The following is a 24860-nucleotide window of genomic DNA, read 5'->3' as shown; positions in this document are numbered from 1 at the left end:
TAGTTTTTAAATAAAAAAATTTTTATTGAAAACTTTTAAGTGTAATTTCAAAAGAAAGCGCTTGGTTAGGTCCTATAACAGAAGGCGCTTTAGTTCCATATGCCTTGTCTGGAGAACAATATAAGATTATTGTTGAACCATTAGGTATTTTAGGAATGGCGTCTTTCCAACATTCGATTAGGTTTATAAGCTGGAATGTTGCGCTATCACTTGAGTCAAATGTAGGACCAATTAGTTTAGCTTCTTTGACCTCATTTAGTTTTGATTTATCATCTTCGTAAGCTATAACTGGCATAGTTCCTTTGTAAGCTATTGTAACTTGACTATTAGCATTAGGTTTTTTGCCATCACATTGCTTAATTATTTGATAGTAGATGCCATCATCAACTTTTATAGCACTATCCATTTTAGCAATTTGTGCCATAAATTCTTGTGATTTTGTTTTGTTAAAATTAGCTGTATCTGATTGCTTTTTAATTATTATATCTTTAAGAGTTTTCATATTGCCGCGGATTTGACTCTCAGAAATTTTTGGCTTACTACCATTAATAGCATCTACAAAACCAGCTATTATTTGCTTATCATATAAGCCGAAATCTTGTTTAGCTATTATACCGGCACCTACTTGATAGCCTACTACATAGCTTGCATTAGCTCCAATTTTTATTGTTGAATTATCTTGCAATACTGATTTGTTTTTGGAAACGCCTTGCTTAGCTTGGATAGTTGTAGCTAAATCATGATTAGCATTTTGCTGTTGTATAATCGTAGCATCTTTGTTTGTTGAACATAAGCTTAGAGCTAATCCTAATAACGAGCATGATGCAACTGCTACTATTTTATTTAACTTCATCTTTTCTACTTAATTTACCTTTGTATATCATCTTTTGAGATATTTAAAAAATCAAAAAGCTCTCTATCTAACATCTGTGATGGAGAAATATTTGATAGAGCCTTGAATATTACGTTTTTTTCTTTCAGGATTGTTTTTTTCCCACCTATTAAGCATATTTTTTATAAACACTCTTTGCAAATTATCTTGTGATCCACATAGGTTACAAGTAATTACTGGAAACTCCTTTAATTGGGAATATTCTAAGGTTTCTTTTTCGCTTGCAAAAGCAAGAGGGCGTATTACGATATTTCGTTTATCATCACTAAGTAGTTTAGCTGGCATAGTTTTAATTGAACCATTATAAAAAAGATTCAAAAAGAATGTCTCGATAATGTCATCACGATAGTGTCCTAATGCTATTTTAGTTACATTATTTTCTTTGGCAAAATCATATAATATGCCACGACGCATACGCGAGCATAAACCACAAGTAGTTTTTCCTTCAGGAATTACACGTTTAACTACGCTATAAGTATCGCGTTCAATGATATGAAATTCTATACCTTTATTTTTTAGATAGTTAGGTAATACTTCCTCAGGAAAGCCTGGCTGTTTCTGATCGAGATTTACTGCGATGATATAAAATCTTATTGGTGCTTTTTTTTGGAGTAATAACAACATTTCAAGTAGGCAATAAGAATCTATGCCCCAGACAAACATATCATAATTTTATCGCCATCTTCAATCATGTTATATTTATTGATTGCTTGAATAGTTTTTCTTAAAATCTGTCTTTCAAGTTTCTTTAAATTTTGTTTATAAGTATCAGTCATTTTCTAAAATTAATTGTTTTAATTGTGCCGGAATTTTTTGTCATCTACCCGTCTTAGTATTATAGCAGGCTAGTTTTGCTTTTGCTTTAGTAATAACTTGATCACTGCATAATATGTGGATTTTTATTTAAATTCTATACTAGCAGCAACTATTTTAGCAATATATTGTGTTACTTGTATTTTATTTGGATGTTTAAGAGGTGGAATATATTTGCAAGTTTTTTCTGTAATGACTAATTGAATTGAGTTTTCTTTAGCTCATGTCATTAGCCATGTATTTTATATGCCCAAGTTGTCCTTATCTTCAAAGTAATCAAAATATTTACTATTATTTATGTAGTCATTTTTATCAGTATCTGACCAACGAATGTTAGTTATTATTTTAAATACACTAGATTTCATTTTTTACCTTTAACATTTAGAATATATACGATAGTAGCGGTTTACGTGGAACTTCACAGTTCTGTAATTGGATTGAGTATTTTTGAGCTAATTCGGCAGTTTTGCGAGCATAATTTTTTAAGAATGAATTATTTCTATGTGTACCACGCTTATAACCACCTATACCTTCGTGGTATACTAGATATAGATTATAAGTGTCTGTCTTGCGGATACCTGTTTTATTGTGAACATTATTCAAGTACCAGCCAATAAAGTCTGTTGCAGCTGCAAAATTTGACCTTGAGACAAAAGATTGTTTTGTCTCTTTTTTATAATGCTCCCAAACGCCATCTAAGGCTTGAGCATATCCATAAGCACTTGAAGCCCTACCTTTTGGTATAAAACCAAAATAATATTGCATTGCTGGCTTAGCATCGGCTCTAAATGATGATTCTTGACGGATGAAAGCCATTTGTACATTTATAGGAATTCCCCAGCGATCATACGAGTTAAGCATATCATAATACCAATCAGGAAATTGATGAATTATGCTACAGGCATTATTTATATTTCTTGGAGTCTCTATAGCACAAGATCCAAGAGTTATTATTACGATAATTAAAGTTATAAGTTTAATTATTACTTTCATTTATAAATTCCTATAAAAGGTATCAACTACTTTATCTTGAAATCTTCGTGCATTATAACGATCAGATGGTTTAAGATCATTAAGCATGATCGAAAAACTGATATGGTGGTTTTTAGCTGTTAATACATACCCTGATAATGTTGAAACTCCAGATAGGGTACCAGTTTTAGCATGCACTCGTCCAAGAAGTTTACCACCCATTCTATATGAGATTGTACCACTCATACCAGATGCTGGTAAGTAATTGTAGAATTCTTTGCCAATCTGACTATTATAAGCTTTGGTCAAAAAGTTGACCATAAACTCAGGAGTTACTCTATCTAAATGAGACAATCCTGAGCCATCATGTATTGTCAATACTGATGTATCTAAGCCTAGTTTTGAATAAAGTATACTTTGAACAGCTTGTGTGCCTGCTTTAGTTGAGCCAATACCTTTTTCTTTTAATCCTATAGTATTTAAAATAGTCTCTGCATATAAATTATCAGAGTATTTGAGCGTTTGATCGATAAAGTGTCCAATAGTTACAGATCTTGTCGTAATTTGTTCAGTATAACCAGTAGGAATAGTACCAGCTATGATAACATTACCATGTTTAATATCGTTAGAATTTAAAAAGTCATTTATAGTATCTAGTGTTTTAAGTGCTGGATTTCTAATTGCTAGTCTAAACATTTTCTCAGCAGCTCTTGATAAGTATCCGCCAATATATAAAACATTGTCATCATTCATAGCTATTGTAGTTGCACTTGAGGCACTAGTATATTTTGCAGTATTTTTTATAGTTATATTACTAGCATTACTTAATTTAACAACTCGTGTTGGTAAACCGTTAGCATTTTTAACTAGTTTGATGACTGTACAATTTCTGTTAAATGTGAAGCTTGATGCTGGAGCACCATAGCAGAATGTACGATCTTCTTTTGACCAACCATCTGGGATGTATGGCCCAGAAAAAACTCCAACAAGATAAACATCACCAGTTATTTTATATATGCCTTTTTCAGTTTTTATTTTTTTAATCAGTGCAGCTAACTGATTACCAGTTAGGGCTGGATTACCAGTAAATTTTATATACATATCTCCATATAAAGTATGATCTTTTACTCTATCTGAAGGATACATTATTGATGTTATAAATCTAAAATCATTAGGTATTGCAAAAAGTGCGGCAACTATTGTAAAAACTTTATTATTACTTGCTGGTTTCATTACTCTATTTTGGGCATATGAATATAATTTATTACCGTTCATAGTCATTTGAGTTGCTATAGCAATCTTTGCATCAGAAAGGTTATATTTTTTTACAAGATATTGAATTTCACTATGTGTAGATGCTTGAGTATTAGTTATACTTATAACTAATATAGATAACGTTGTAAAAAGATTAGTTTTTTTTATCAAAACTTTAAACCATATAAATTTCTAAAGAATCTTAAGTTGAGATAATAGCATTTTATCTCTTATAAATACAGCGAGTTATAATATATTATCTAATCTTAAGATGGTAGTTGTTTATAGATTAAGTCAAACTAAATGAGTGGGCTTGCATTTGGATATTATATATGATATAACTACGACCATCACAATAAATTGATAGGGACAATTAATCCTTTTGTTAAACGTAATGAACTGGCATTTAAGTGAGGTGAGATGGTTGCCAAGCGTTAGAGTTAAAGAAAGAGAAGCTTTTGATGTCGCTCTTAGAAGGTTTAAAAGATCTTGTGAAAAGGCTGGGATAGTATCTGAACTACGTCGTAGAGAATACTTTGAAAAGCCAACTTGGGCACGCAAAAGAAAAAAAGCTGCCGCTGTTAAAAGAGGTTATAAGAGCAATATAATGGTTAAAAGGTAGCTAAATTTAATTCACCGTTGAGAGTTTTAACTCTCCCTTTCACTAGGAATTCTTTTTTAAAATGTCACAAATTTTTAATCAGTTGACTCTTGATATGAAAGAGTCTATTAAAAATAAAGATAAAAATAGATTAACAACAATCCGTATGGCTATATCTGCCATTAAGCAAAGGCAGATTGATAATAAAGTAGAGATCACTGATGAAGTTGTAATAACTGTAATTACAAAAATGATCAAGCAAAGACAAGATTCGTATGCTCAATATATCAAGGCAGATAGAGCTGAGCTTGCTGAAGGTGAGAAAAGAGAAATTGAAATACTAACTCAATACATGCCAAAGCAACTAAGTGATGAAGAGGTTGTTGCGATAGTTCAGAAGGCTATAGAATCTGTTGGTGCCACATCGATTAAAGAAATGGGTAAAATCATGGCAAGTGTAAAAAAAGAACTTGCTGGGAGGACAGATATGAGCAAAGTAAGTGTTATTGTGAAATCTAACCTAGCTTAAGGTCAAAGCTTTAATCAAGTATGGCGAAAAAAGTCTCAAATACTTTTATAAAAGAGCTTGTAGCTACAGCTGATATAGTTGATGTTGTTTCAAGATATGTCAACTTGAAAAAAACAGGCAAAAACTACAAGGGCTGTTGTCCTTTTCACAATGAAAAAACACCATCATTTTTTGTTAATCCAGAAAAAAAATTTTATTACTGCTTTGGCTGTCATGTATCTGGAGATGCGCTAACTTTTATTAAAAAGATTAATAACCTTGAGTTTATTGAGGCTGTAAAAAATCTTGCTGAAATTGTTGGTAAACCAGTTGAATATGAAAATTATTCTAAAGAAGATATCCAAAAAGAACAGTTTTATAACAAATGTATTAGCTTTTTAGCGGTTGTACAAAAGTATTACCGTTGGAATTTGGGTAACTCTGTAACTAAAGATAAAGCTATAAACTATCTTAAAAAAAGAGGTATAGATAGTGATCTAGCTAAATTCTTTGGTGTAGGGTATTCATCTGAGAGCTGGAATAATATTACTGAACTAGCTAAATCAGTAAATATTCCAGAAGAGATATTAGTTGATACTGGACTTGCAATAAAAAATGATAAGGGAAATTTATATGATCGTTTTCGTGGTCGTATTATGTTTCCTATTCGCAATATTCAAGGCAATGTAATTGCTTATGGTGGTAGAGTAATAGATAATTCTCAAGCAGTTAAATATATAAACTCTCCGGAAGCTTTAGTTTTTCAAAAAAATAATATTTTATATGGACTCTATGAATACCGTGAAAGAAAAAAACAATATCCAGATTTGATAAATCAGAGCCTTGTAGTAGTTGAAGGTTATATGGATGTGGTTGGTTTAGCACAGTATGGTTTTTATGCTGCTGTAGCTACATTAGGTACAGCATTTTCACCAAATCATGCCAAGATTTTATTTCGTGAAACTAATTCAGTAATTTTGTGTTTCGATGGTGATGAGGCAGGGCAAAAGGCAGCGCTTAGAACTATAAAAATTCTATTACCAATATTGGATGGTAATAAAAAATTAAAGATTCTAACTCTACCAAATGGTAATGATCCAGATGATTATATTAAGCAATATGGTCTAGAAGGTTTTTATGCCGCTTTGGATAATTCTCTGGCTGTAGCGGAGTTTATAATTGACACACTTGTTCAAGGCAAGGATTTAACTAAAGCAGAATCAAAAGCAGAAGTTTTGGAGAATTTAAAAAGTTTTTTATTAGATGTATCAGATAATATTTATTCAGAAAGTATTACTACTACTATAGCTGATAAGATTGGTATAAAAGTTGAGCAACTTAAGAATTTGCTTAAGATGCGTAAACAAACTTTATTCAATGTAACTGAGCAGCAAAATATTCAGCAAAAGATACTAGCGAAGAATCTCTTGCTTGAAGAGATTGTTCTTGCAGAATTATTTGTCAATCTTGCAGATTTTCGCCTTTTACAACATACAAATGATTTTGAAATATTTGCTACTTCAAAAAATCTTGATATCTTAGCAAAAAGCTTAAAAATTTTAAAAGAAGACTCATCTAATCAAATTGAAGCTGTTATACTTATACAGCTATTGACAGAGGACTATCCTGACTATAGAGATTATTTTTTTGAGTTGTTAAGTTACGGTATACAAAATACTCAAAAAAAATATGCTGAAGATAAGTATCAATTACAAATTCTCGATATGCTAAAAAGAGTAGAAAACTCTAGTGTAAAAAAAAGATTAAAATACTTAGGCTCATTACCTTTTATGACAGATGTTCAGGAAATGGAGCGCAAGTATTTAGTATCAAAATTAGGTAACAATAATATAAAATAAAATTCTATTGGAGTACTAGATGACAAAAGAAGATTTACTCTCTGATTTAAAAGACTTAATAATTGATGGTAAGGAAAGAGGATATTTAACTAGAGCCGATATTTTAGATGCTCTGCCAGGTGATGTTTCAGAAGATCCTAAAATATATGAAGAAATTGAAGCTATCCTTATTGATGCGGGTATTGATGTCTATGATAGAACTCCCCAGCTAGAAGAAGATGATGAAAGAAAAGTTAGCGAAGCTAATCTTGATGATCTAAAAGGTAAGACTTCAGATCCTATTCGCATGTATATGCGTGAAATGGGTATTGTTGATCTTTTAGATAAAAAAGGTGAGACAGATATTGCTATTAGGATCGAAGAAGGTACTACAGAAGTTTTTAGTACAATTTTAAGTTATCCGATAGTAATTAAAACTTATATTGAACGTTTCCGTGAGCTAGAAGAAAAAGCTATGGATTATATGAGTTCTCAAGATATTGAAGATGAGCCTGTGGCTAGATATATTCGCTTTAACGAGATTATGGTTGGCTTTAGTGATGAACATATAACTGAAGAAAAAGTTGCTGAAGATGATCATGAGGAAAAAATTGATACTCAAAGAGCTTATGAATTCTTTACAAACTTAGAGAAAATGTTTGAAGAATATCAATACAAGCCTAATAAAAAACTTTATAGTAAAATAGTTAAGGAATTTGATAATTTAAGGTTATCAACATCACATTTACAAAAGCTAGTTGACTATATTAGGCTTCCTTATGCTAGAGTTAAAGAGTTCGAAAGAAAAATTTTAAGACTATGTGTTGAAAGATCAAAAACACCACGCCAAGAGTTTATTAAGGTTTATAAAGTTGGTTCTATAGAATGGCTAGAGCCATTAACTAAAAAGTATAAATTTACTGAAAACACTATCAGAGAAATAAATAACCTCACTAAGCAAATTAATCAATTCCAAACTTTAATGATGATGGATATTGAAGAGCTTAAGCAGGTAAATCTTGAGATTTCAAGAAGTGAAGCTAAGATTACTCAAGCTAAAAAAGAAATGATAGAAGCAAACTTAAGATTAGTTGTTTCTGAAGCTAAAAAGTATACTAATAGAGGCTTGCATTTCTTAGATATTATCCAAGAGGGAAATATTGGTTTAATGAAAGCTGTAGATAAGTTTGATTATCGCAAAGGGTTTAAGTTTTCGACATATGCTACTTGGTGGATACGTCAGGCAATTACTCGTTCGATTGCAGATCAAGCTAGAACTATTCGCGTACCAGTACATATGATTGAGACAATCAACAAGGTAAATAGAATTAAACGCCAGATTCTACAAGAAAAGGGGCGTGAAGCTACAGAAGAGGAGATTATTGAATATACTCCTAATATGACTAAAGAGAAGCTTAAAAAGATTCTCAATATTTCACATACACCAATTTCAATGGAAAGTCCAATCGGTGATGATGAAGATTCTACTGTAGGTGATTTTATCGAGGATAAAAATAACTATTCTCCTATAGAAGCAGCTAATTTAGAAAACTTACGAGAAGCAATAAAAGAGCTTATTGAAACTGGCCTAACTGAAAGAGAAGCTAAAGTTCTGATGATGCGTTTTGGTATTGGTATGAATACAGATCATACTTTAGAAGAGGTAGGTAAGCAGTTTAATGTTACTAGAGAGCGTATTAGACAAATTGAGGCTAAGGCTCTTAGAAAACTTAAGCATCCTTCTAGATCAGCATTTTTGAAAACATTCTTATAGAGTTCTATATCTGTAATTTTTAAAAATTTTTCTATTTTAAATATTCTTCTTATTTATCTATAGCTTTAGATCTTGTTATATGATGTGTAATCGGTAAGTGTAGTGGATAGGAGATATAAAAATAATAATAGTATTTGCCCAGAAAAATATTGCATTTAAGATGCAAAGAAGTTGTAAGTATTTTACCTAGCCAGCTACTAATTAAGACTGCAGCAAATAATTTATATTCATACGATTTAAATTCTCGCAACTGGAATACAGTATAATTATTTGGGTAATGATGATTGGCTAAAGTATACTTTTTCTCTAAAAAATGTCTACGATGCTCAGAAGATTAAATTACATATTCTTACTCAATTTGAGTTAGCAGAAGTAGCTCAACTTATGAAGAGAAAAAATATCATTTAAGCTTTATTATTGTGAGCATAAGCAACTGGTGTTGAAATCATGGAAGCCCTATTAGACCTTTTACATGCATATTTTAAAAACTTATCATAACTTTTCAATAGATGATATTTCTATTAATTTAATCGAATGAGGTGAAAACATTCTTTTAGCACTTCCAAAAGAGCTATATGATCATGCTTATAATTCATTAAAAACAAAAAAATAAATATTCATCTTAAAGAACTTGTAACTAATATTTTAAATAGTTTTTTAACTACTGGAAAAATAGTTACCAATGAGCTAAAAGTTGGATGAGTAGTCAAATCGAAAAAAGTAAGATAGCAGCTTTAGATGACCTAACTCATCGATAATTTTAAAATAAATCCTCTATAAGGTTTAGTAACAGTAGCTAAGCAACAGGAAAAATATATTGCAAAAAGCTATAATGGGTAAGTTAGGTTGATTCATATGGGGAAGAGTACATTAATAAAATAATTTAAATTTATAATGCGTTATTGTGATCTATGCAAATAAATAACTAGATTTGTGATTATATTAATTTAAGAAACTCAGCTGTGTATTGTTTTTGCACTTTCTTTACATCAACCTCTTGACAAAAGTCAGCTATCTGACACATTTTTAGACCACTATAACCACATGGATTGATGTAGTTAAATGGTGTAAGGTCCATATTAGTATTTATAGCAATACCATGATAGCTTTTACCTTGTTTGATTCTTAAACCTAGAGAAGCAATTTTTTGATTATTGATGTATATACCATGCGCACCATCAATAATATGAGCTTTTAGGTTATAATATTTATCAAGCATACTGATACAAGCTTGTTCAACGACAGTTACTAATTTTTTAGCACCAAGTTTATTTTTCTTGATATCAAGAAGAAAATATATCACTGCTTGACCTGGACCATGATAAGTAACCTGACCACCACGATCTGTTGCAATTATTGGGATATTATGTGAATTTAAAATATGTTCTGGCTTACCATGTTTACCTTGAGTAAAAACAGCAGGATGTTCAACTAACCATATCTCATCTTTAGTTTCAGTGGTTCGTGTAGAAGTGAACTCTAGCATATCTTCAAATACTCTGGAGTATTGTTGCAAACCTAAATCTTTCTGATAAATATTATTCATAACAAAAAATATTATAAAATCATATGAACTTCTGGATGTGTAGAAATCTCTTTGTAAATATTATCTAGCTGTTCTTTACTATCTGCAGTAAAAATCGCAGTTATGGAAATATATTTACCAGTTTTACTTTCTTTAGTATTAAAATCTATCTTGTTATGATTTAGTACATACTTCTCAAAAACACTTAGAATAAATTCAACAGTCTCTTTGTGAGGATTTGCCATTATTTTTATTGGAAACTGGCAAGGGAACTCAAAAAAAGTTTCTGATTGATTCTGGTTATTATTTTCAGACATTTATAAATCCTTAACTATAAATTTTATTGTTATTACCACCAACCCTTTTGTGAAATATCATTCATAGCTACTACAGGAACGCTAGCAATTTTCTCTTTAGTATCACCTAGTATAACCACTAAATTACCTACAGCTTGACCTATTTTAATAGGAGCTTTCAAACCTGGGTTAAATTCTATACCTTGTTTTAGGTAAGGCACATAAGTTTTAGGCACGGTTTTATAAATGTTTTGAACTGAAGCTATAGTTATCTTTTGCCCAGCTTTTGCATTTGTAATGCTATCAGCACTAATTGTAACTGGTGAATTTGCTTTGTATAAAAGTACATTTTCATATTTGCTTAGCGCATATCTTAGTAATTTAGCTGACTCTGAATCTCTCTTAGCAGAACTAGTAGTGCCGAGAACTACAGAAATAAATCTTTCACCATCTTGTTTAGCAGATGAAACTAGACAATACCCAGCAGCATCAGTATGGCCCGTCTTCATACCATCAGCACCATCAAATGTAAATAGCAATCTATTTCTATTGTTTTGTAATACGAAATTATCGCCTTTAGGGAAAAGCTTACTACATTTATCTTTAGCCTGGTCATCAAGATCTTTAGATGTATAGCTTTCTATAACATTTCCGCTAGAACGATCAAATTTAGGTAAACATTGTTTACGATCGGAGATACTTACTGAATCTTGTTTTGTGGCATTCCAAACTAGACCTTTATCATAATACACTTTATATGCTTCTGGGAAATTGTATATATATGATCTTGCAAGTAATGCCATATCGTAAGCAGTAGTATATTGCTCGCCACCTGGAAGTCCATCTGGATTAGCAAAATGCGTGTTATTCATACCAATAGTTTTTGCTGTTTGATTCATCAAGTCAGTAAATGCTACTGTAGTACCACCGATATACTCTGCAAGAGCAATAGTAGCATCATTACCAGAAACCACATCCATACCAGTTACGAGATTTTTTACAGAGACTCTAGCGCCAGCTTTAACATACATCTTTGAGCCACCTGTAGAAGCAGCACTTTCACTAATTGGGACCATTGTATCCCAGCTTAGATTGCCAGCTTTTATTTCACTAGCAACTATATAAGAAGTCATGATTTTAGTTAAGCTTGCAGGAGCTATTCTAAGATCCATATTTTTTTCACTAACGATATCACCAGTGCGATAATTCATTGCTACCCATGCTGGAGCATCAAGTTCAATATTTGCAGGTCTTACAATAATATCTTTATGTGCTAGTCCATTACCACCATTAAAATAAGGATCAGAACCAGCAGATATATTAGGTGCGGCAAAAACCGCACTTGCTGTTAAGCTAGCTGTCAATAAAGCTATTTTTGTTAACTTCATACTTTCCCTCTTTATCAATTATATCAAAGTATATAAGATTTTATACTCACAACTTTAGGTATTTTAATATTTATGTGTTATAAATACAAAGGTTTTTGTGATAGACTCTTTGTTAAAATATTAGATGTTATATACTTAGTAAAGATATAGGAGAAATTACGATGCTAAAAAATATACCTTGTGGAAAAGATATTCCTAATGATTTTAATGTTGTAATAGAGATACCTCAAGATAGTGACCCTATAAAATATGAGTTTGATAAAGATAGCAACATGATTGTTGTTGATAGATTTATGTCATCTACTATGAGATATCCTTGTAATTATGGTTTTGTACCAAATACTCTTTATGATGATGGAGATCCTATTGATGTGTTGGTTTTAGCACCATATCCTTTAGCAGCTGGTTGTGTAATAAACTGTAGAGCGGTTGGTGTGTTTAAAATGGAAGATGATGGTGGTGTTGATGCTAAAGTTATCGCTGTACCAAGCTCTAAGTTAACTAAAGAATATGATCACATTAACGATGTTGATGATTTACCGATATCTTTAAAGCAAAAAATTGAACATTTCTTTACACATTACAAAGACTTAGATTCAGATAAATGGGTTAAAGTAGAAGGCTGGGATAATGCAGTCTTTGCAAGAAAAGAAATAGAAAAGTCTGTAAAAAACTATAAATAGTTTGTCTTTTTGTTTTTAATATAAATTTTAGTCTTTTTATCATTTGTGATAAAATTTTTTATTGAAGTTAATAATTCTTTTTAAACTTAGTAATGAAAATAAATCATTCAAGAAATATTAAATTGTTGATACTCGATGTAGATGGCGTATTAACAGATGGCAAAATAATAATAACTAATAATAATGATGAGCTTAAGAATTTTGATGTTAAAGATGGTTTAGGAATTGTCCTTGTGCAGAAGCTAGGAATTAAGGTTGCTATTATCACAGGTAAAGAATCAAAAATAGTCGCTGATAGGTTTAAAAGCTTAGGATTAGATCCTGAAGATATTTTGCAAGGACAAAAAAATAAATTAAAAGCTTATGAATTCCTCAAGTCAAAATATAATCTAAATGATGATAATATAGCATATATGGGTGATGATCTACCAGATTTGGTTTTGATTAATAAAGTAGCTATTTCAGCAACCCCAGCAGATGCTATAACTGTTGTCAAAGACTATGCAGATTATATTTGCCAAGCTAATGGTGGCGCTGGAGCAGTAAGAGAGTTTTGTGAATATATTATGAAACAGCTACATCTGTATGACAAGGTTGTTAGCGATTATATCCAAAGTGGTGGAGTGAAATAAATAAACAATGAAGTTTTTTACAAAATATTCCTTGTCTGCTAATGTAATCTCTATAATAGTAATTATCCTATCAATGTTGTATATAAGCTATAATGCTCTTGATGGTGGTAAGCCACTCAAAAATCTACCGCAAAAAAATCGTATTGAATTAAGAGCGTTTGATTTTAATTACAACAAGTATGATGAAAATGGCAACCTTGCAATGAGCTTTTTTGCAAAAGAATTACAACGCTATCTTAATCAAGATTTGTACATGACAGATATTACTGAAAAGAGCTACGATAAAATCTCTGGAGAGCTTGAGTGGCAAGTTCAATCAAAACATGGTTACATACGGCGGTTTACAGGTCAAAGCTTAACTCATTTATATAATGGTGTAAATGCTATTATGTTTACGAAAAAATCTTCTGGCAAGAATAAAAGAACTTCGCAAAGTGGTTCATCTACAGATAAAATTTACATAAAAACTTCAGAAATGTATTATAACTCTGGCTCTAAAGATTTTTATAGCAGTAGATTTACTAAAATATATGATCCTAAAACTAGCAATAACACTACGGGAACAGGTGTATTGGGCAACTCTGAAACTAAAATTATAAGATTGAATCAAAATGTGAGAAGTTATTATGCAACGAGCTAGATTATTGATTGTAATTTCACTTTTATTTGTTTCAAATGCTTTTTCAAATGTTGAAGGAAATAAAGTTGACTATAGCTCTCCTATATATAATTCTTCATTACAGGATGATAATGTAACTGATGAAGAAAAAGAGAATAACTCTGATGATAATAATTTGAAAGAGTATGGTCCAGTAACTATTTGTGCAGATAATGCTGTTTATGATGATAACCAAGGCATACTAACTTATTTAGGTAATGTTTTCGTAATGCAAATTCATAATAAGCATATTTTGTGCCATCAGCCTAGTAGCTTTAAAAAAAGCATAAATTATTTTATAAGAGATAATAGTTTGCCATTTAAACAATTACAACAAAAGTGGTTAGAGCAAGCAAAGTTATTATGTTCTCAGGAAAGAGAATGTAATTTTATATCCGGACAAAAGCTGATTATAAAGTTAGACAAAGATAGAAAGGTCAAGACTTTTATAATGCTTTCAGAAGGTGATGAGAAATCACAATTTTATACATTTCCGACCAATTCGAACCCTAATTATACTAACCTGAAAACAGTAACTAGAGGGCCCATTCAAGGAAGTTCTATAAAAATTGTTTATGATGTTTATGATAAGCATTTAGAGCTTTATAAAAAAGCTATAGCTTTTCAAAATGATAATGTATATAAAGGCGAGAAAGTTATTTTTGATATCGCTCATGATTTAATATCAATCCCAGGGAGTGAAAATAGAAGATCAACGATAATCTTAGATGGAGTTCAGAATCAAACTAGAGTTAATACAGGTCTTACACCTATTAGTGATTATCAAAAAGATTCTCAAAGAGGAAGTGTTATAGGTTTAAATACTTATAACTCTAATATTTAAATGATAAAAATGTAGGTAAAATGGAAAAATATACATTAGAAGCTAAGAGGTTAGGCAAAAAATACGGTTCACGCTGGGTTGTAAATAATGTCTCTATGAAAGTTTCAACTGGTGAAATAGTTGGTCTTTTGGGTCCAAATGGAGCTGGAAAGACAACATCATTCTATATGATTGTAGGCTTAATTGCAGCTACACGTGGTAAAGTTCGGATGGGTCAAGAAGATGTAACAAAAATGCCGATTCACCTAAGAGCTAGAAGAGGCTTGGGCTATTTACCTCAGGAAGCTTCTGTTTTTAGAAAGTTAAGTGTCGAAGACAATATTATTGCAATTTTGGAAACTCGTAAAGACCTAAATAAGGTCCAAATTGAAGAAAAACTTAATGAGCTTTTAGATGAGTTTAGTATTCAAAATATCCGTAAAAGTTTAGGTATGAACTTATCAGGTGGTGAACGTAGAAGAGTGGAGATTGCTAGAGCATTGGCAATGGATCCTAAGTTTATCTTACTTGATGAGCCATTTGCAGGGGTTGACCCTGTGTCAGTAATAGAGATTAAAGAGGTTGTACACCATCTTAAAGATAGAGGTATTGGGGTTTTAATTACAGATCATAATGTACGTGAAACTCTAGATATCTGTGAAAGAGCTTATATTGTAAATGCTGGTAATATGCTCGCAGCAGGTACTCCAGAAGAAGTTCTAGCTGATAAAACGGTTAGAAAAGTGTACCTAGGTGAAGATTTTAAATTATAGAAAATTTAATTATAAATTTTAGTATATATTCGTCAAGGAAAGCAAAAAATGCAAATTGATTTAACAAAGTCAAAAGTAGTTTGTGGTGGTAGAAATTACGTTAAGCATATTCATGAGCTTAATAATGAAGTTCCTGATAATTCTGTTATTTTAATAAAACCTAATTCAAGTATAACTAAAACTATAAAATTATCATCAACAATAGAAGCTCACTATGAGTGTGAAATAGTTTTTGCTTTTGATAATAATTCAAATATAAAAGCTGTAGGTTTGGGTTTAGATCTGACTGATAGAAATTTACAGTTAACACTCAAAGCAAAATGGCTACCACGGGAATTAGCAAAAGCTTTTGATAGTAGTACTGTGATAAGTAAGTTCATTGCAATAAATAGTGAAGATATTGCGTTTTTGAACTTCAAAACACATAGTAATACCTTAATTCCTATGATTTAATGATTAATAAGCCACAATAAATTATAGATTTTTTTGCAACAAAGTGAAATCTCAATCTGTGAAAATGACTTACTAATGACTGGAACTCCTAATGGTGTTAGTGTAGTAAATATTGGTGATTTTTGTAAAGACAAGAAAATTTTAGCAACAACTTTTTAGGTATATAAAAATATGTGGGCAATAGTAGGTAGTATTGGTTTTGAATCTTTTGATGACTTTGAGATTATAGAAGAATTATCACGAGAAACACCCTTTGGTTTATGTTCTAATGGTTTATTTAAAATAAAAGTTGAAGACAAAGAAGCATTATTTCTAAATAGAACTAGTTTAGGTCAGAATATATTACCACATCAAATAAACTACAAAGCAAACATATATGCTCTGAAGAAATATGGTACTACCTCTATCATAGCTTTATCTTCAGTTAGAAGCTTAAGAGAAGAGTTAAAACCTGGCGATATGGTTATTCCATATCAATTTATAGATAGAACTAAGTCTCTAAGAGAGTTTACATTTTGTGAGCAAGGACTGCTAAATTATGTTTCGCTTTCAAGACCTATAACAGAAAGTATTGCCGAAGAGATTAGAACAAAGAAGCAAGAATTTGATTTTGATATTCATTTTAAACAAAGTTATGTCTGTATCGAAGGTCCACAGTTTCCTACTATAATTGATGCTAAATGCTTTCAGAGTATGGGTGGTGGAGTTATAGGTATGACAGCATTTCCAGAATTCGCTTTAGCAAGAGAAGCAGGGTTGAATTATATTAGCTGTAATTTTATAGTTGATTATGTGCCTTGGTCACATGATGTTAGGAATTTATACAATGTCTTGGAAATTAGAGAAACAAATAATCTAAAAGCAGAGAAATTAGTTAAATGGCTAGTAAATAACTTACCATTTTACGCTGAAAATGATTGTCATGAGCTTGGTATTGCTAGATATCTATCAATGCCAGTAGGAATCATTATCCCCCAACAAAAAAGCATGGCTAAAAGTTATTGCTAGAGATAATTCTAAACATGAAAAAGCGCTTGAAGCAGAAGTTCTAAAGAAAGTACCAGACTTATATGGCGGTATCAAAGCTATACCAGCAAAATTGCAAGATTTATTGACCTTTATTGGTAAATTTGATCGTGAAGGAAATAGAAAAGATTTAGATGCAACACGAAAAGCTGCAGCATCACTTGATATATATAGTTATCCTAAAGTTGATATGCAATTAGTGAAGGATATAGAAATACTTCATTATGATGGTCATAATATCCCAGTTAGAGTATATAACCCTAAAGTTAATGAGAAATTAAAAGTAATAATATTCTCTCATGGTGGAGGTTTTGTTTCTGGAACTTTAGACTCATTTGATGCTTTTTGTCGCAAACTTGCGCTAACTACGAATAGGGTTGTTTTCTCTGTTGATTATCGCCTAGCTACTGAGCATAAGTTTCCAGCAGGTCTAAATGATGTCGAGTATGTTACTGAGCATATTTTCCAACATTCAAAGAAATTTGGAGTTTCTAAAAATAAATTTACGATGATGGGTGATAGTGCAGGAGCTAATCTGACAGTCTTAGCAACATATAATTTACTGAAAAAAAGTAGTGTAAAAATCGCTAATAATATTATCCTATATCCATCAGTAGATCTATCTCATATGCCTACAAAATCACTAGAAGATTTTGCTAGTGGTTATATATTAACTAAAGCAAAAACTATGTGGTACTCTGAGCTATATGTTCCTGAAAATATTTATAAATGCTCTCCTGAGGTTTCTCCTTTTTACATCAAAGAATTAGATAATATGCCACGAACTTTAGTTATGACAGCTGGTTATGATCCTTTGAGAGATGAAGGATTACTATTTACTGAAAGACTTATTAGGCATGATGTTGAGATACAGCACTATCATTTTGATAGCTCTTGATACATGGCTTTATCAATTTCTCAAAACTTATTTCAAAAGAGATGAAGATTCTGCATTCTAGAGTCGTGAAGTTTCTTAGTTAATAAATACTGAAAATAGAGTCTTATAATAAAATTGAAAAAATAAATAATTCTCTTGTTAGTTATATTATCTAGATGTAGAAAGGCTACTTTTTTGTTGATGTAGTTAAAACACACCAGAAAAGCAATCAGGCAGAAACTCTAGCAATTTAATATATAAATGAAAAATATGGAGATATGTTTAAACCTGGCGGTACTTACTATAAAGGTAATGGTAATTGGAGAAAGCTTACTTTCAAATAAGAAATTTGAAATTATAAAATCTGATGATTGTGGATAATGATACTACGTACTTAAAATAACTGAATTATATTCAAAATAACACTCTTAATAAATTTTATGATAAAAATAATGTTTCAATGGGAGGATCTTTGAGATGTACAGATAAAGAGAAGAACTTGTATTTTATCTAAATGTGAAGGTATTTATTAATTCTAATGTGTATTGGAAACTAAGTGCCAAAGAATGGTTAGTAAAGTAAATAGTATAAGGGGTAAGTATTTTAATGTACCTAAATCAGCTAAAAATATAGCTAAAACTTATATAAATAATTATTTATATAATTTAATAGAAACACATGAAATTCAAAGTTATAAGTTTATATACATATGGAAAAGTTAATAATTTTAATGAACTAATAGAAAACATGGAAGAGTTAACACTTCTGTTACATTATTCCGTGGTAGTAATACAAAAGTATTACAATAATGATATTATGTTTACTAACTTTAGTATATTAATAACTACACCTCTATAACAAACTCAAAAATAAATATCATAATTCCGATAAAAAACAGAATATTATCAACCAGTAAAAAACATTATCATAAAATAAATAAAGGGGAGATATTATGAGTAAATTAACAACTAAAGATGCAGCAATATAAGTGAGTTAGATTATATAGAAAAGTTTTATGATATATATATCAAGTTGAGGTAAATCATTATCTTAAATATTCTTTAATGGAGATAAACTAAATATAGAGATTATTATAGAGTTTAATTCTAATGGAAATGTCAACCAACTACATGAAGCTTTAGGTTAATAATAGAGAATATTATTAGTCTACATTATCAAAATATAAATTAGTACGACGCATACAATAGTTGGTAAAAATGGTCAACAAATAAAATATGAATATTTAGGTCAAGATGGTTATTCTAATCTTATTGTAACAGAAGTTAATAATAGGTTTAAGTACAACATTTGTAACTAGAGGAACAGGATCTATAGTTGATGGCATACAAGATGTAGAAAAGTCTTTGGGTGGCATAGTTTATAAATATATGCAACTTTCTTATAAGTTTATAAGGATGTTATTAATGATAAAATAATCCAAATATAGAGAAATCTGTTATTTTATCTGAAAAAGCTAAGCTTTAATAATAAAATGACTTAATACAGATTATCATTACACGAGATTATCAAAAAATAGCTATAGAAGGTTGGCGAACGATAAAGAGTAAATATCACTATCAGCAGGTAATAGTTCAATATCTGAAAATGATAAAAGCCAATCAAATTAACAAAGTTAGATATGTAATGCCAGATCAAACTAAAACTCAAATAGTTTTAAAAGCTATTGAATTTATAAAGTCAGTTACTATTTCAACTAATGGACAAAAGAGACAATTCAATCTAACAGATGATGTTTAGCCAATGGTTTGAGTTTGTATCTATATAAACATTGATATAGTATTGAAAATATAATCCTAGATTTTGAAGCTTTAAGTAATGAATAAAGAGAAAGATTTAGTAATATACCAGCTTGAAAATGGTGCTTTAGAATTAAAAGCTGACTTTAATAGTGAAACTATTTGGGCTAGTCAAAAAGATATTGTTTCTTTATATGGCAAAGATCAGTCTGTGATCTCTAGGCATATTAGGAATATATTTAAGGAAGGTGAAGTTGATGAAAAAAGCAATATGCAAAAAATGCATATTGCAAATTCTAATAAGCCAGTAGTTTTTTATTCTTTAGATGTAATATTAGCTATTGGCTATAAGACCAACTCAGTAAAGGCAATAAAGTTTAGAAAGTGGGCAACACAAATCTTAAAACAGCATATAACACAATGCTATACAATTAATCAGTTAAGAATTGAAAATGATCCAAATCTTTTGGTTGATATTATATCTAAACTACAAGCTTCGGCACAAAAACAGATTAATAATGATGATATATTAGAATTAATAAAAACATTTTCATACACTTGGTTTTCTTTACAAAGTTATGATGAGCAGAAGTTTCCAAAAACTAATACATCTACTGATATAGAAATATCAGTACAACAACTTTATAAAGATATACAAAAACTAAAAGAAAATCTTATGAACAAAAATGAGGCAACAACTCTTTTTGCTCAAGAAAAGTCAAAGGGTAGCTTAGAAAGTATTATAAAAAATGTGTTCCAGAATGTGTTTGGACAAGAGCTTTATCAAAGTATTGAAGAAAAAGCAGCACATTTATTATATTTCACTGTTAAAAACCATCTATTTAATGATGGTAATAAACGCACAGGTGCTTTTACTTTTATTTGGTTATTAAAGAAATTTAACTACAGTCATAGAATAACCCCAGAAGCATTAGCTACTTTAACAATTTTAATAGCAGAATCTCAACCAGCAGATAAAGATAAAATGATAGGTATGATTTTGCTGTTACTAGCAGGAAAAACTATTTAGTCAGCTAAACTTCAAAGAGTAAAAACATCTTACAGTAATTTATCATTTTTACTATCAACACTTTACAATAACCTTCCAAAAGCTATCCATATATATCAATCACTAGAAATAGTCACTTTCATACTCTAACAAACCACAAAATATATCTAGCCTAGCACTAGCATAGCTACTGCTAAAATCAGTATTTCTAACTTCTAAAAACATCTTGGTTTGCATCTATAAATACCAAGATAATTACTTTATTACTTTAGCTAATGTAATGACTAAAATAAGATCTCCATTTGTATTTTTTGACTAACACCTTTTGTTAAGTAATACACCAAAACAGTTTGCCAATACCATAGAAAATCAATGTTTTGCCTGGTAAGTTCCACCAAGATTTTCTATGTTTTGTAATTGGCTGTCCTTCAAGTTGTTAGTAATAGTGAATACAAAAAAAATGACAACAAACTACAAATCTCAAATTCATATCGCATATATAGCCAGCTATAACAATAGTATCTTATACGGTAAATGGATAGTTCAAAACTTCAAGAGATTTAAAAATATTATCAAGAATGTGCCGAAGCTGGAGCAAATGAGCACCAGATAGAAGAAAGTAAGAAAGCTATGACAAACATGAGTGTCATACTTTGTAATATTGCGATTGCTAAAGATTTTTCGAGTATTATGAGCGTAGAGTTTCAGGGGGCAACTCTAAAAAGCAAAGCGATGTTTGTCTCTAATAGTAGATAGATAGCTTATACCTTATTCAAAGAAATCATAGCCTTATGATCAGAGTGTAATATCAAAAAAGCTTGTGAAGATACCACCGAGCTTATAGACAAAGAAAAGAAATAGATATATGACTAGTAATCAAGATGATAAAAAAGGGTTATATGATTTACTTGGCTTAAAAGAGTACAAAAATCTAGATACGCTAGTTTAAAAATGAAAAACCTAATTTCAAAATAGCTATAGTAGTTGATATGTGGCTTACAGATTTTGATGTACCTCTCTCAGATACCATCTTATATTGATAAGCCAATCCAACAGCATAACTTATCTAAACTATTTCTCGAGTAAATAAAAAATATATAGGTAAAAATAAATAGCTTATAGTTAACTATATCGGTATGAAAACAGCAATGAAAAAAGCTATTAAATAGTTTTTCTAGTGTTGATAGCCAAAACTTTGAGGATATGTAGGTATCCTATAGTTATTGTTAAAGATCAGCTAGATTTATTAGCTAAGTTGTTTCATAAGTTTGATAATAGTAGATACTTTGCTAGTTCACCAATTGAACAATTAAATTGCTTAAATTTTGCTAGTGAATATATCCACAAAAAATTAGAAATTAGATTTATGTATATCGTTAAGAAGTTAAAAGCAGATTATGATATTTGTTGTTGCAGATGCTTTTAATGATCATGAGAAAGATCTTATCCATTTCTATTTAGTTATCCGCTCTATTGTCGTTAAGCCAACTAAAGGAAAGGCTCAAGATACCGCTCAGATGAATAGAAGGGTAGCCAATATGATAGAAAATGCAATCAAAAATGAAAAAGTTGAAGAAATATTTAAACTTGATAGTAATGATGAATCAAAGATTCATATTTTTGATAAAAATTATCTAATAAGATTGATAAAGTAAAATTTCCAAATACTAACAATTAAGCTTCTACAACAGTTACTAGCAAAGGCTTTAGAAGACTTTAAGAATAAGAAAGTAAATAAAGTCAAAGCTTTAGATTTTTCTAAAAATTAATTATCTTGTGGAAAAATACAATGAGAGAAAAGAGCAAAATGTATTGGTTAGTGATGTTTTAAACGACTTCACAGATGAGATTGTTGATTTATATCATGCTTTAAATAAAGAAAATGGTAGGTATCAACTTTGAAGAGAAAGCTTTTATGATATTTTTAAAGTATATAGCAATTAGATATGAGTTTGATTATCCACAAGATAATCTTATAGCCTTAGCTAAAGACGTTTTAAAAGTGGTTGATGATAAATCAAAATACACTGATTATGTAATATTAGAGAAGATATCAAGGTAGAACTTAAGGTTGTCCTGATAATGCTTTTAGCAAAGCATAATTATCCACCAATTACAAAAGATTAGGTTTTCAAATATATATTTGAGCAAGCGGAGAATTTTAAGAGAAATAGATAATCAAAAAAAATATTTCTGTAGTATCTCAGAAAATATTAGGTTTTAAAAATATAAAAAAAACCATCGGACACAAAAAAACCTTTATTTCTAAGGGCTTTCAAGATGGCGGAGAAAGAGGGATTCGAACCCCCGGACCTATTACAGTCAACGGTTTTCAAGACCGCCGCTTTCGACCACTCAGCCATTTCTCCAAGCTGACGAAGTACATTATACAAATATTTATAAGCTTTGCAAAGTAAATTTTGTTAAAAAATCAAAGATATTTAAAGATTTTTTAGTATCTTTGATCAAGGATAGTATACCTACAATATGAAGGTATCTTAGGGATGATATATGATGATAGATTATTTTGCAAGAAATCAAAATTGGGTAAAAATAGCACCATGGCCAGGGGTAGTATTTTCAATATTTATTATTTACGAATTTTTCTGTGTGTGATCCACATTTTTGGAGATTGATTAATATTCCTTTGTATTTATTCCATCAGCCAGAGGAGTACTATGTTTAGTGGTTTAAAAAAATTATGAATCGTGTAGTTATGCACTACCAGAAGGACAGGAAAAATTAACTGATTTTAAAATCTTTTGGATAAATATACTTATGGTGTGGCTAACATTTGCGATTTTTGATGCCTTGAGTTTTATTGATTTAGGTTTTGGTTTGTTGATTATAATTTTAGTATTATTAATTATATGAAACATATAGCTGATGGCTTTAAGCGTAAAAGTTGTAATCATGACTTAGTAACGGCTAGTTTATAATATCTATATTTGTAGCATATTATGTTACAGCTCATGGTTTAGATAATCATATAGTATGGTGGTTAGGTGCTATCATATTCTTAATAGTTGCTCATATCCTAATATTTAACTTAGTAATGTCTAGAGATTAAGATTAGTTATATATTTACTATTACCAATAGACTTTAGTTACTCTAAGCATTATCATCTTATTAAAAATTAATCGATAACTTGATACGAGGTTGAAAATGTCAGATAACAGATATCAAATTACCAAAAAAGTTACTCTTATTGGCATGTTAATCAATGCTTTGCTAACTATATCTAAAACTTTAATAGGTGTAATAGGACGTTCACCAGCTTTATTTGCCGATGGTATACATTCATTTTCTGATCTTTTAAGTGATTTCATGGTTTTATTTGCGGCTAAGTATGCAAATAAAGGCAAAGATCATAATCATCCATATGGGCATGAGCGCCTAGAAACTTTAGCAACACTAGTATTATCAGGTCTGCTGATAACTATTGGTTTTATGATCATTTATCATTCTCTAGGAAGCTTACTTAACGGTGAGTATGTTATACCAGATAAATTTACTGTTTATGCGGCTATTTTCTCGATTTTGGGTAATGAATTTATATACCAATATACAATGAGAGCTGCAAATAAGATTGACTCTGATATGTTAAGAGCTAATGCTTGGCATAGTCGCTCTGATATGTGGTCTTCGGTAGTTGTATTAGTCGGTTTAGTTGGAGCTTTTTTAGGTTTTGCTTGGATGGATACTATAGCAGCGTTTATTGTGTGCTGTATGATTGTCAAAATGGGGATAAAATGGGGATACTCTGCTGTTGCCGAACTTATAGATGAAGGGGTTGATGACCAAACACGTCAAGATATCAAAGTAATAATAACAAAAACTCAAGGTGTTGAAGACTTTCATTATCTTCGTACTAGAAAAATGGCAGGAAAAATTGTACTAGATGTACATATTTTAGTAGATAAGTTCAGTACGGCCTCTGAGGGACATTATATCGCAGAGGTAGTTAAAAGTAATATTTACCATAATATTGATAACATAAAAGACATAACGGTACATGTCGATGTTACAAACCATGAAAGTGGAGTTATTAAGCAAGAGAATTTTGAGCCATCTCATATTGAAATATTAACTAAAATAAAAGAGTTTTTTGTTGAAAATAATATCGATGAAAATGTTATTTTAGATAAAAAAATGTCGGTATATTATTTTGATGATGAGATTTTGGTAGATCTATATGTAAAAAGATCTAATGATTTAAAAAGGCTTTCAGAAGCATTGAGTAAACTTTCATACAACGGTTATAATATTTGTGTCTCACTATACTGTAATCTAGCTAATAGCTAATC

General features: G+C 30.3%; 21 protein-coding genes, 1 tRNA gene and 6 pseudogenes. 19 read left to right on the top strand and 9 right to left on the bottom strand.

Features of this window, described 5'->3' with window-relative positions:
* Positions 1-22: 22 nt before the first annotated feature.
* From FSC845_RS05335 to dacB, 5 genes and pseudogenes are all read right to left on the bottom strand, one after another.
* On the bottom strand, positions 23-853 hold the full coding sequence (locus tag FSC845_RS05335) for an FKBP-type peptidyl-prolyl cis-trans isomerase N-terminal domain-containing protein (RefSeq protein ID WP_064461022.1): 831 nt from the start codon (positions 851-853) through the stop codon (positions 23-25).
* A gap of 14 nt (positions 854-867) precedes the next feature.
* Positions 868-1668 (bottom strand): annotated as a pseudogene (ttcA, locus tag FSC845_RS05330) (tRNA 2-thiocytidine(32) synthetase TtcA).
* Between the two features lie 40 nt (positions 1669-1708).
* Positions 1709-2070: pseudogene (locus tag FSC845_RS10125) on the bottom strand (acyl-CoA thioesterase).
* Positions 2071-2086: 16 nt separating this feature from the next.
* Positions 2087-2698, bottom strand: a complete 612-nt coding sequence (locus tag FSC845_RS05325) for a transglycosylase SLT domain-containing protein (RefSeq protein WP_064461021.1) — start codon at positions 2696-2698, stop codon at positions 2087-2089.
* Complete coding sequence (gene dacB, locus FSC845_RS05320; RefSeq protein WP_064461020.1) at positions 2699-4102, bottom strand: D-alanyl-D-alanine carboxypeptidase/D-alanyl-D-alanine endopeptidase; 1404 nt, start codon at positions 4100-4102, stop codon at positions 2699-2701.
* 253 nt (positions 4103-4355) lie between these two features.
* On the opposite strand from dacB, the gene rpsU reads away from it, so the two are divergent.
* The 5 genes and pseudogenes from rpsU to FSC845_RS08970 form a co-directional block, all read left to right on the top strand.
* Positions 4356-4553: a 30S ribosomal protein S21 gene (gene rpsU / locus FSC845_RS05315; RefSeq protein ID WP_064461744.1), complete on the top strand. Its 198-nt coding sequence runs from the start codon at positions 4356-4358 to the stop codon at positions 4551-4553.
* Positions 4554-4614: 61 nt separating this feature from the next.
* Entirely contained in the window at positions 4615-5061 is a 447-nt protein-coding gene (locus FSC845_RS05310) for a GatB/YqeY domain-containing protein (RefSeq protein ID WP_064461019.1), read from the top strand.
* A gap of 20 nt (positions 5062-5081) precedes the next feature.
* Positions 5082-6899 carry a DNA primase gene (gene dnaG, locus FSC845_RS05305; RefSeq protein ID WP_064461018.1) on the top strand — a complete coding sequence of 606 codons (1818 nt, stop codon included), beginning with the start codon at positions 5082-5084 and terminating at the stop codon, positions 6897-6899.
* A gap of 19 nt (positions 6900-6918) precedes the next feature.
* The gene (rpoD, locus tag FSC845_RS05300; protein ID WP_064461017.1) at positions 6919-8652 is read left to right on the top strand and encodes an RNA polymerase sigma factor RpoD; all 1734 of its coding nucleotides are present in this window, start codon (positions 6919-6921) and stop codon (positions 8650-8652) included.
* Between the two features lie 130 nt (positions 8653-8782).
* Positions 8783-9429, top strand: a pseudogene (locus FSC845_RS08970) (NAD(P)/FAD-dependent oxidoreductase); the annotation flags it as partial.
* Positions 9430-9589: 160 nt separating this feature from the next.
* Here FSC845_RS08970 and lipB read toward each other — a convergent pair.
* From lipB to FSC845_RS05285, 3 genes are read right to left on the bottom strand one after another with little or no spacing between them, the layout of a single operon-like run.
* Complete coding sequence (lipB, locus tag FSC845_RS05295) at positions 9590-10198, bottom strand: lipoyl(octanoyl) transferase LipB (protein ID WP_064461016.1); 609 nt, start codon at positions 10196-10198, stop codon at positions 9590-9592.
* Between the two features lie 11 nt (positions 10199-10209).
* Positions 10210-10494 carry an HP0495 family protein gene (locus tag FSC845_RS05290; RefSeq protein ID WP_064461015.1) on the bottom strand — a complete coding sequence of 95 codons (285 nt, stop codon included), beginning with the start codon at positions 10492-10494 and terminating at the stop codon, positions 10210-10212.
* Positions 10495-10526: 32 nt separating this feature from the next.
* Positions 10527-11861 (bottom strand): D-alanyl-D-alanine carboxypeptidase family protein, encoded by a 1335-nt coding sequence (locus FSC845_RS05285; RefSeq protein ID WP_064461014.1) that lies wholly within the window; start codon positions 11859-11861, stop codon positions 10527-10529.
* A 161-nt stretch (positions 11862-12022) separates the two neighbouring features.
* Here FSC845_RS05285 and ppa point away from each other — a divergent pair, with 161 nt between their 5' ends.
* From ppa to FSC845_RS08960, 12 genes and pseudogenes are all read left to right on the top strand, one after another.
* Positions 12023-12544 carry an inorganic diphosphatase gene (ppa, locus tag FSC845_RS05280; protein ID WP_064461013.1) on the top strand — a complete coding sequence of 174 codons (522 nt, stop codon included), beginning with the start codon at positions 12023-12025 and terminating at the stop codon, positions 12542-12544.
* Positions 12545-12636: 92 nt separating this feature from the next.
* Positions 12637-13176 carry a KdsC family phosphatase gene (locus tag FSC845_RS05275; RefSeq protein WP_064461012.1) on the top strand — a complete coding sequence of 180 codons (540 nt, stop codon included), beginning with the start codon at positions 12637-12639 and terminating at the stop codon, positions 13174-13176.
* 7 nt (positions 13177-13183) lie between these two features.
* Positions 13184-13816 carry an LPS export ABC transporter periplasmic protein LptC gene (gene lptC / locus FSC845_RS05270; RefSeq protein WP_064461011.1) on the top strand — a complete coding sequence of 211 codons (633 nt, stop codon included), beginning with the start codon at positions 13184-13186 and terminating at the stop codon, positions 13814-13816.
* Positions 13803-14678 carry an LptA/OstA family protein gene (locus tag FSC845_RS05265; protein WP_064461010.1) on the top strand — a complete coding sequence of 292 codons (876 nt, stop codon included), beginning with the start codon at positions 13803-13805 and terminating at the stop codon, positions 14676-14678. The genes lptC and FSC845_RS05265 overlap by 14 nt, the downstream gene beginning before the upstream one ends.
* 20 nt (positions 14679-14698) lie before the next feature.
* A complete protein-coding gene (gene lptB / locus FSC845_RS05260; RefSeq protein WP_064461009.1) occupies positions 14699-15430 on the top strand; it encodes an LPS export ABC transporter ATP-binding protein in 732 nt (243 codons plus the stop codon).
* A gap of 48 nt (positions 15431-15478) precedes the next feature.
* A pseudogene (locus tag FSC845_RS05255) lies at positions 15479-16042 on the top strand (fumarylacetoacetate hydrolase family protein).
* Positions 16043-16054: 12 nt separating this feature from the next.
* Positions 16055-17890 (top strand): annotated as a pseudogene (locus FSC845_RS05250) (alpha/beta hydrolase fold domain-containing protein).
* A 1732-nt stretch (positions 17891-19622) separates the two neighbouring features.
* Positions 19623-20573 (top strand): virulence protein RhuM/Fic/DOC family protein, encoded by a 951-nt coding sequence (rhuM, locus tag FSC845_RS05240; protein WP_064461008.1) that lies wholly within the window; start codon positions 19623-19625, stop codon positions 20571-20573.
* Positions 20574-21729: 1156 nt separating this feature from the next.
* Positions 21730-21978 (top strand): type I restriction enzyme endonuclease domain-containing protein, encoded by a 249-nt coding sequence (locus FSC845_RS09325; protein WP_250635903.1) that lies wholly within the window; start codon positions 21730-21732, stop codon positions 21976-21978.
* The gene (locus FSC845_RS09320; RefSeq protein ID WP_250635902.1) at positions 21950-22207 is read left to right on the top strand and encodes a type I restriction enzyme endonuclease domain-containing protein; all 258 of its coding nucleotides are present in this window, start codon (positions 21950-21952) and stop codon (positions 22205-22207) included. Before FSC845_RS09325 ends, FSC845_RS09320 begins: the two co-directional genes overlap by 29 nt.
* A gap of 121 nt (positions 22208-22328) precedes the next feature.
* Positions 22329-22454, top strand: coding sequence for a hypothetical protein (locus tag FSC845_RS09405; protein WP_257719645.1), 126 nt, complete (start codon positions 22329-22331; stop codon positions 22452-22454).
* Between the two features lie 13 nt (positions 22455-22467).
* Positions 22468-22614: a hypothetical protein gene (locus FSC845_RS08960; protein WP_236940285.1), complete on the top strand. Its 147-nt coding sequence runs from the start codon at positions 22468-22470 to the stop codon at positions 22612-22614.
* A 219-nt stretch (positions 22615-22833) separates the two neighbouring features.
* Here the strand turns inward: FSC845_RS08960 and FSC845_RS05230 are convergent.
* Positions 22834-22921 (bottom strand) — tRNA-Ser (locus tag FSC845_RS05230).
* A 142-nt stretch (positions 22922-23063) separates the two neighbouring features.
* Here FSC845_RS05230 and FSC845_RS09750 point away from each other — a divergent pair.
* A pseudogene (locus FSC845_RS09750) lies at positions 23064-23622 on the top strand (HXXEE domain-containing protein).
* Positions 23623-23718: 96 nt separating this feature from the next.
* Positions 23719-24858 carry a cation diffusion facilitator family transporter gene (locus FSC845_RS05225; RefSeq protein ID WP_064461007.1) on the top strand — a complete coding sequence of 380 codons (1140 nt, stop codon included), beginning with the start codon at positions 23719-23721 and terminating at the stop codon, positions 24856-24858.
* Positions 24859-24860 lie beyond the last annotated feature (2 nt).

This window comes from Francisella persica ATCC VR-331, assembly GCF_001653955.1.
Classification (GTDB): domain Bacteria; phylum Pseudomonadota; class Gammaproteobacteria; order Francisellales; family Francisellaceae; genus Francisella; species Francisella persica.
Note: the sequence above shows the minus strand (reverse complement) of the source record. Positions and strands in the feature narration are given on the sequence as shown.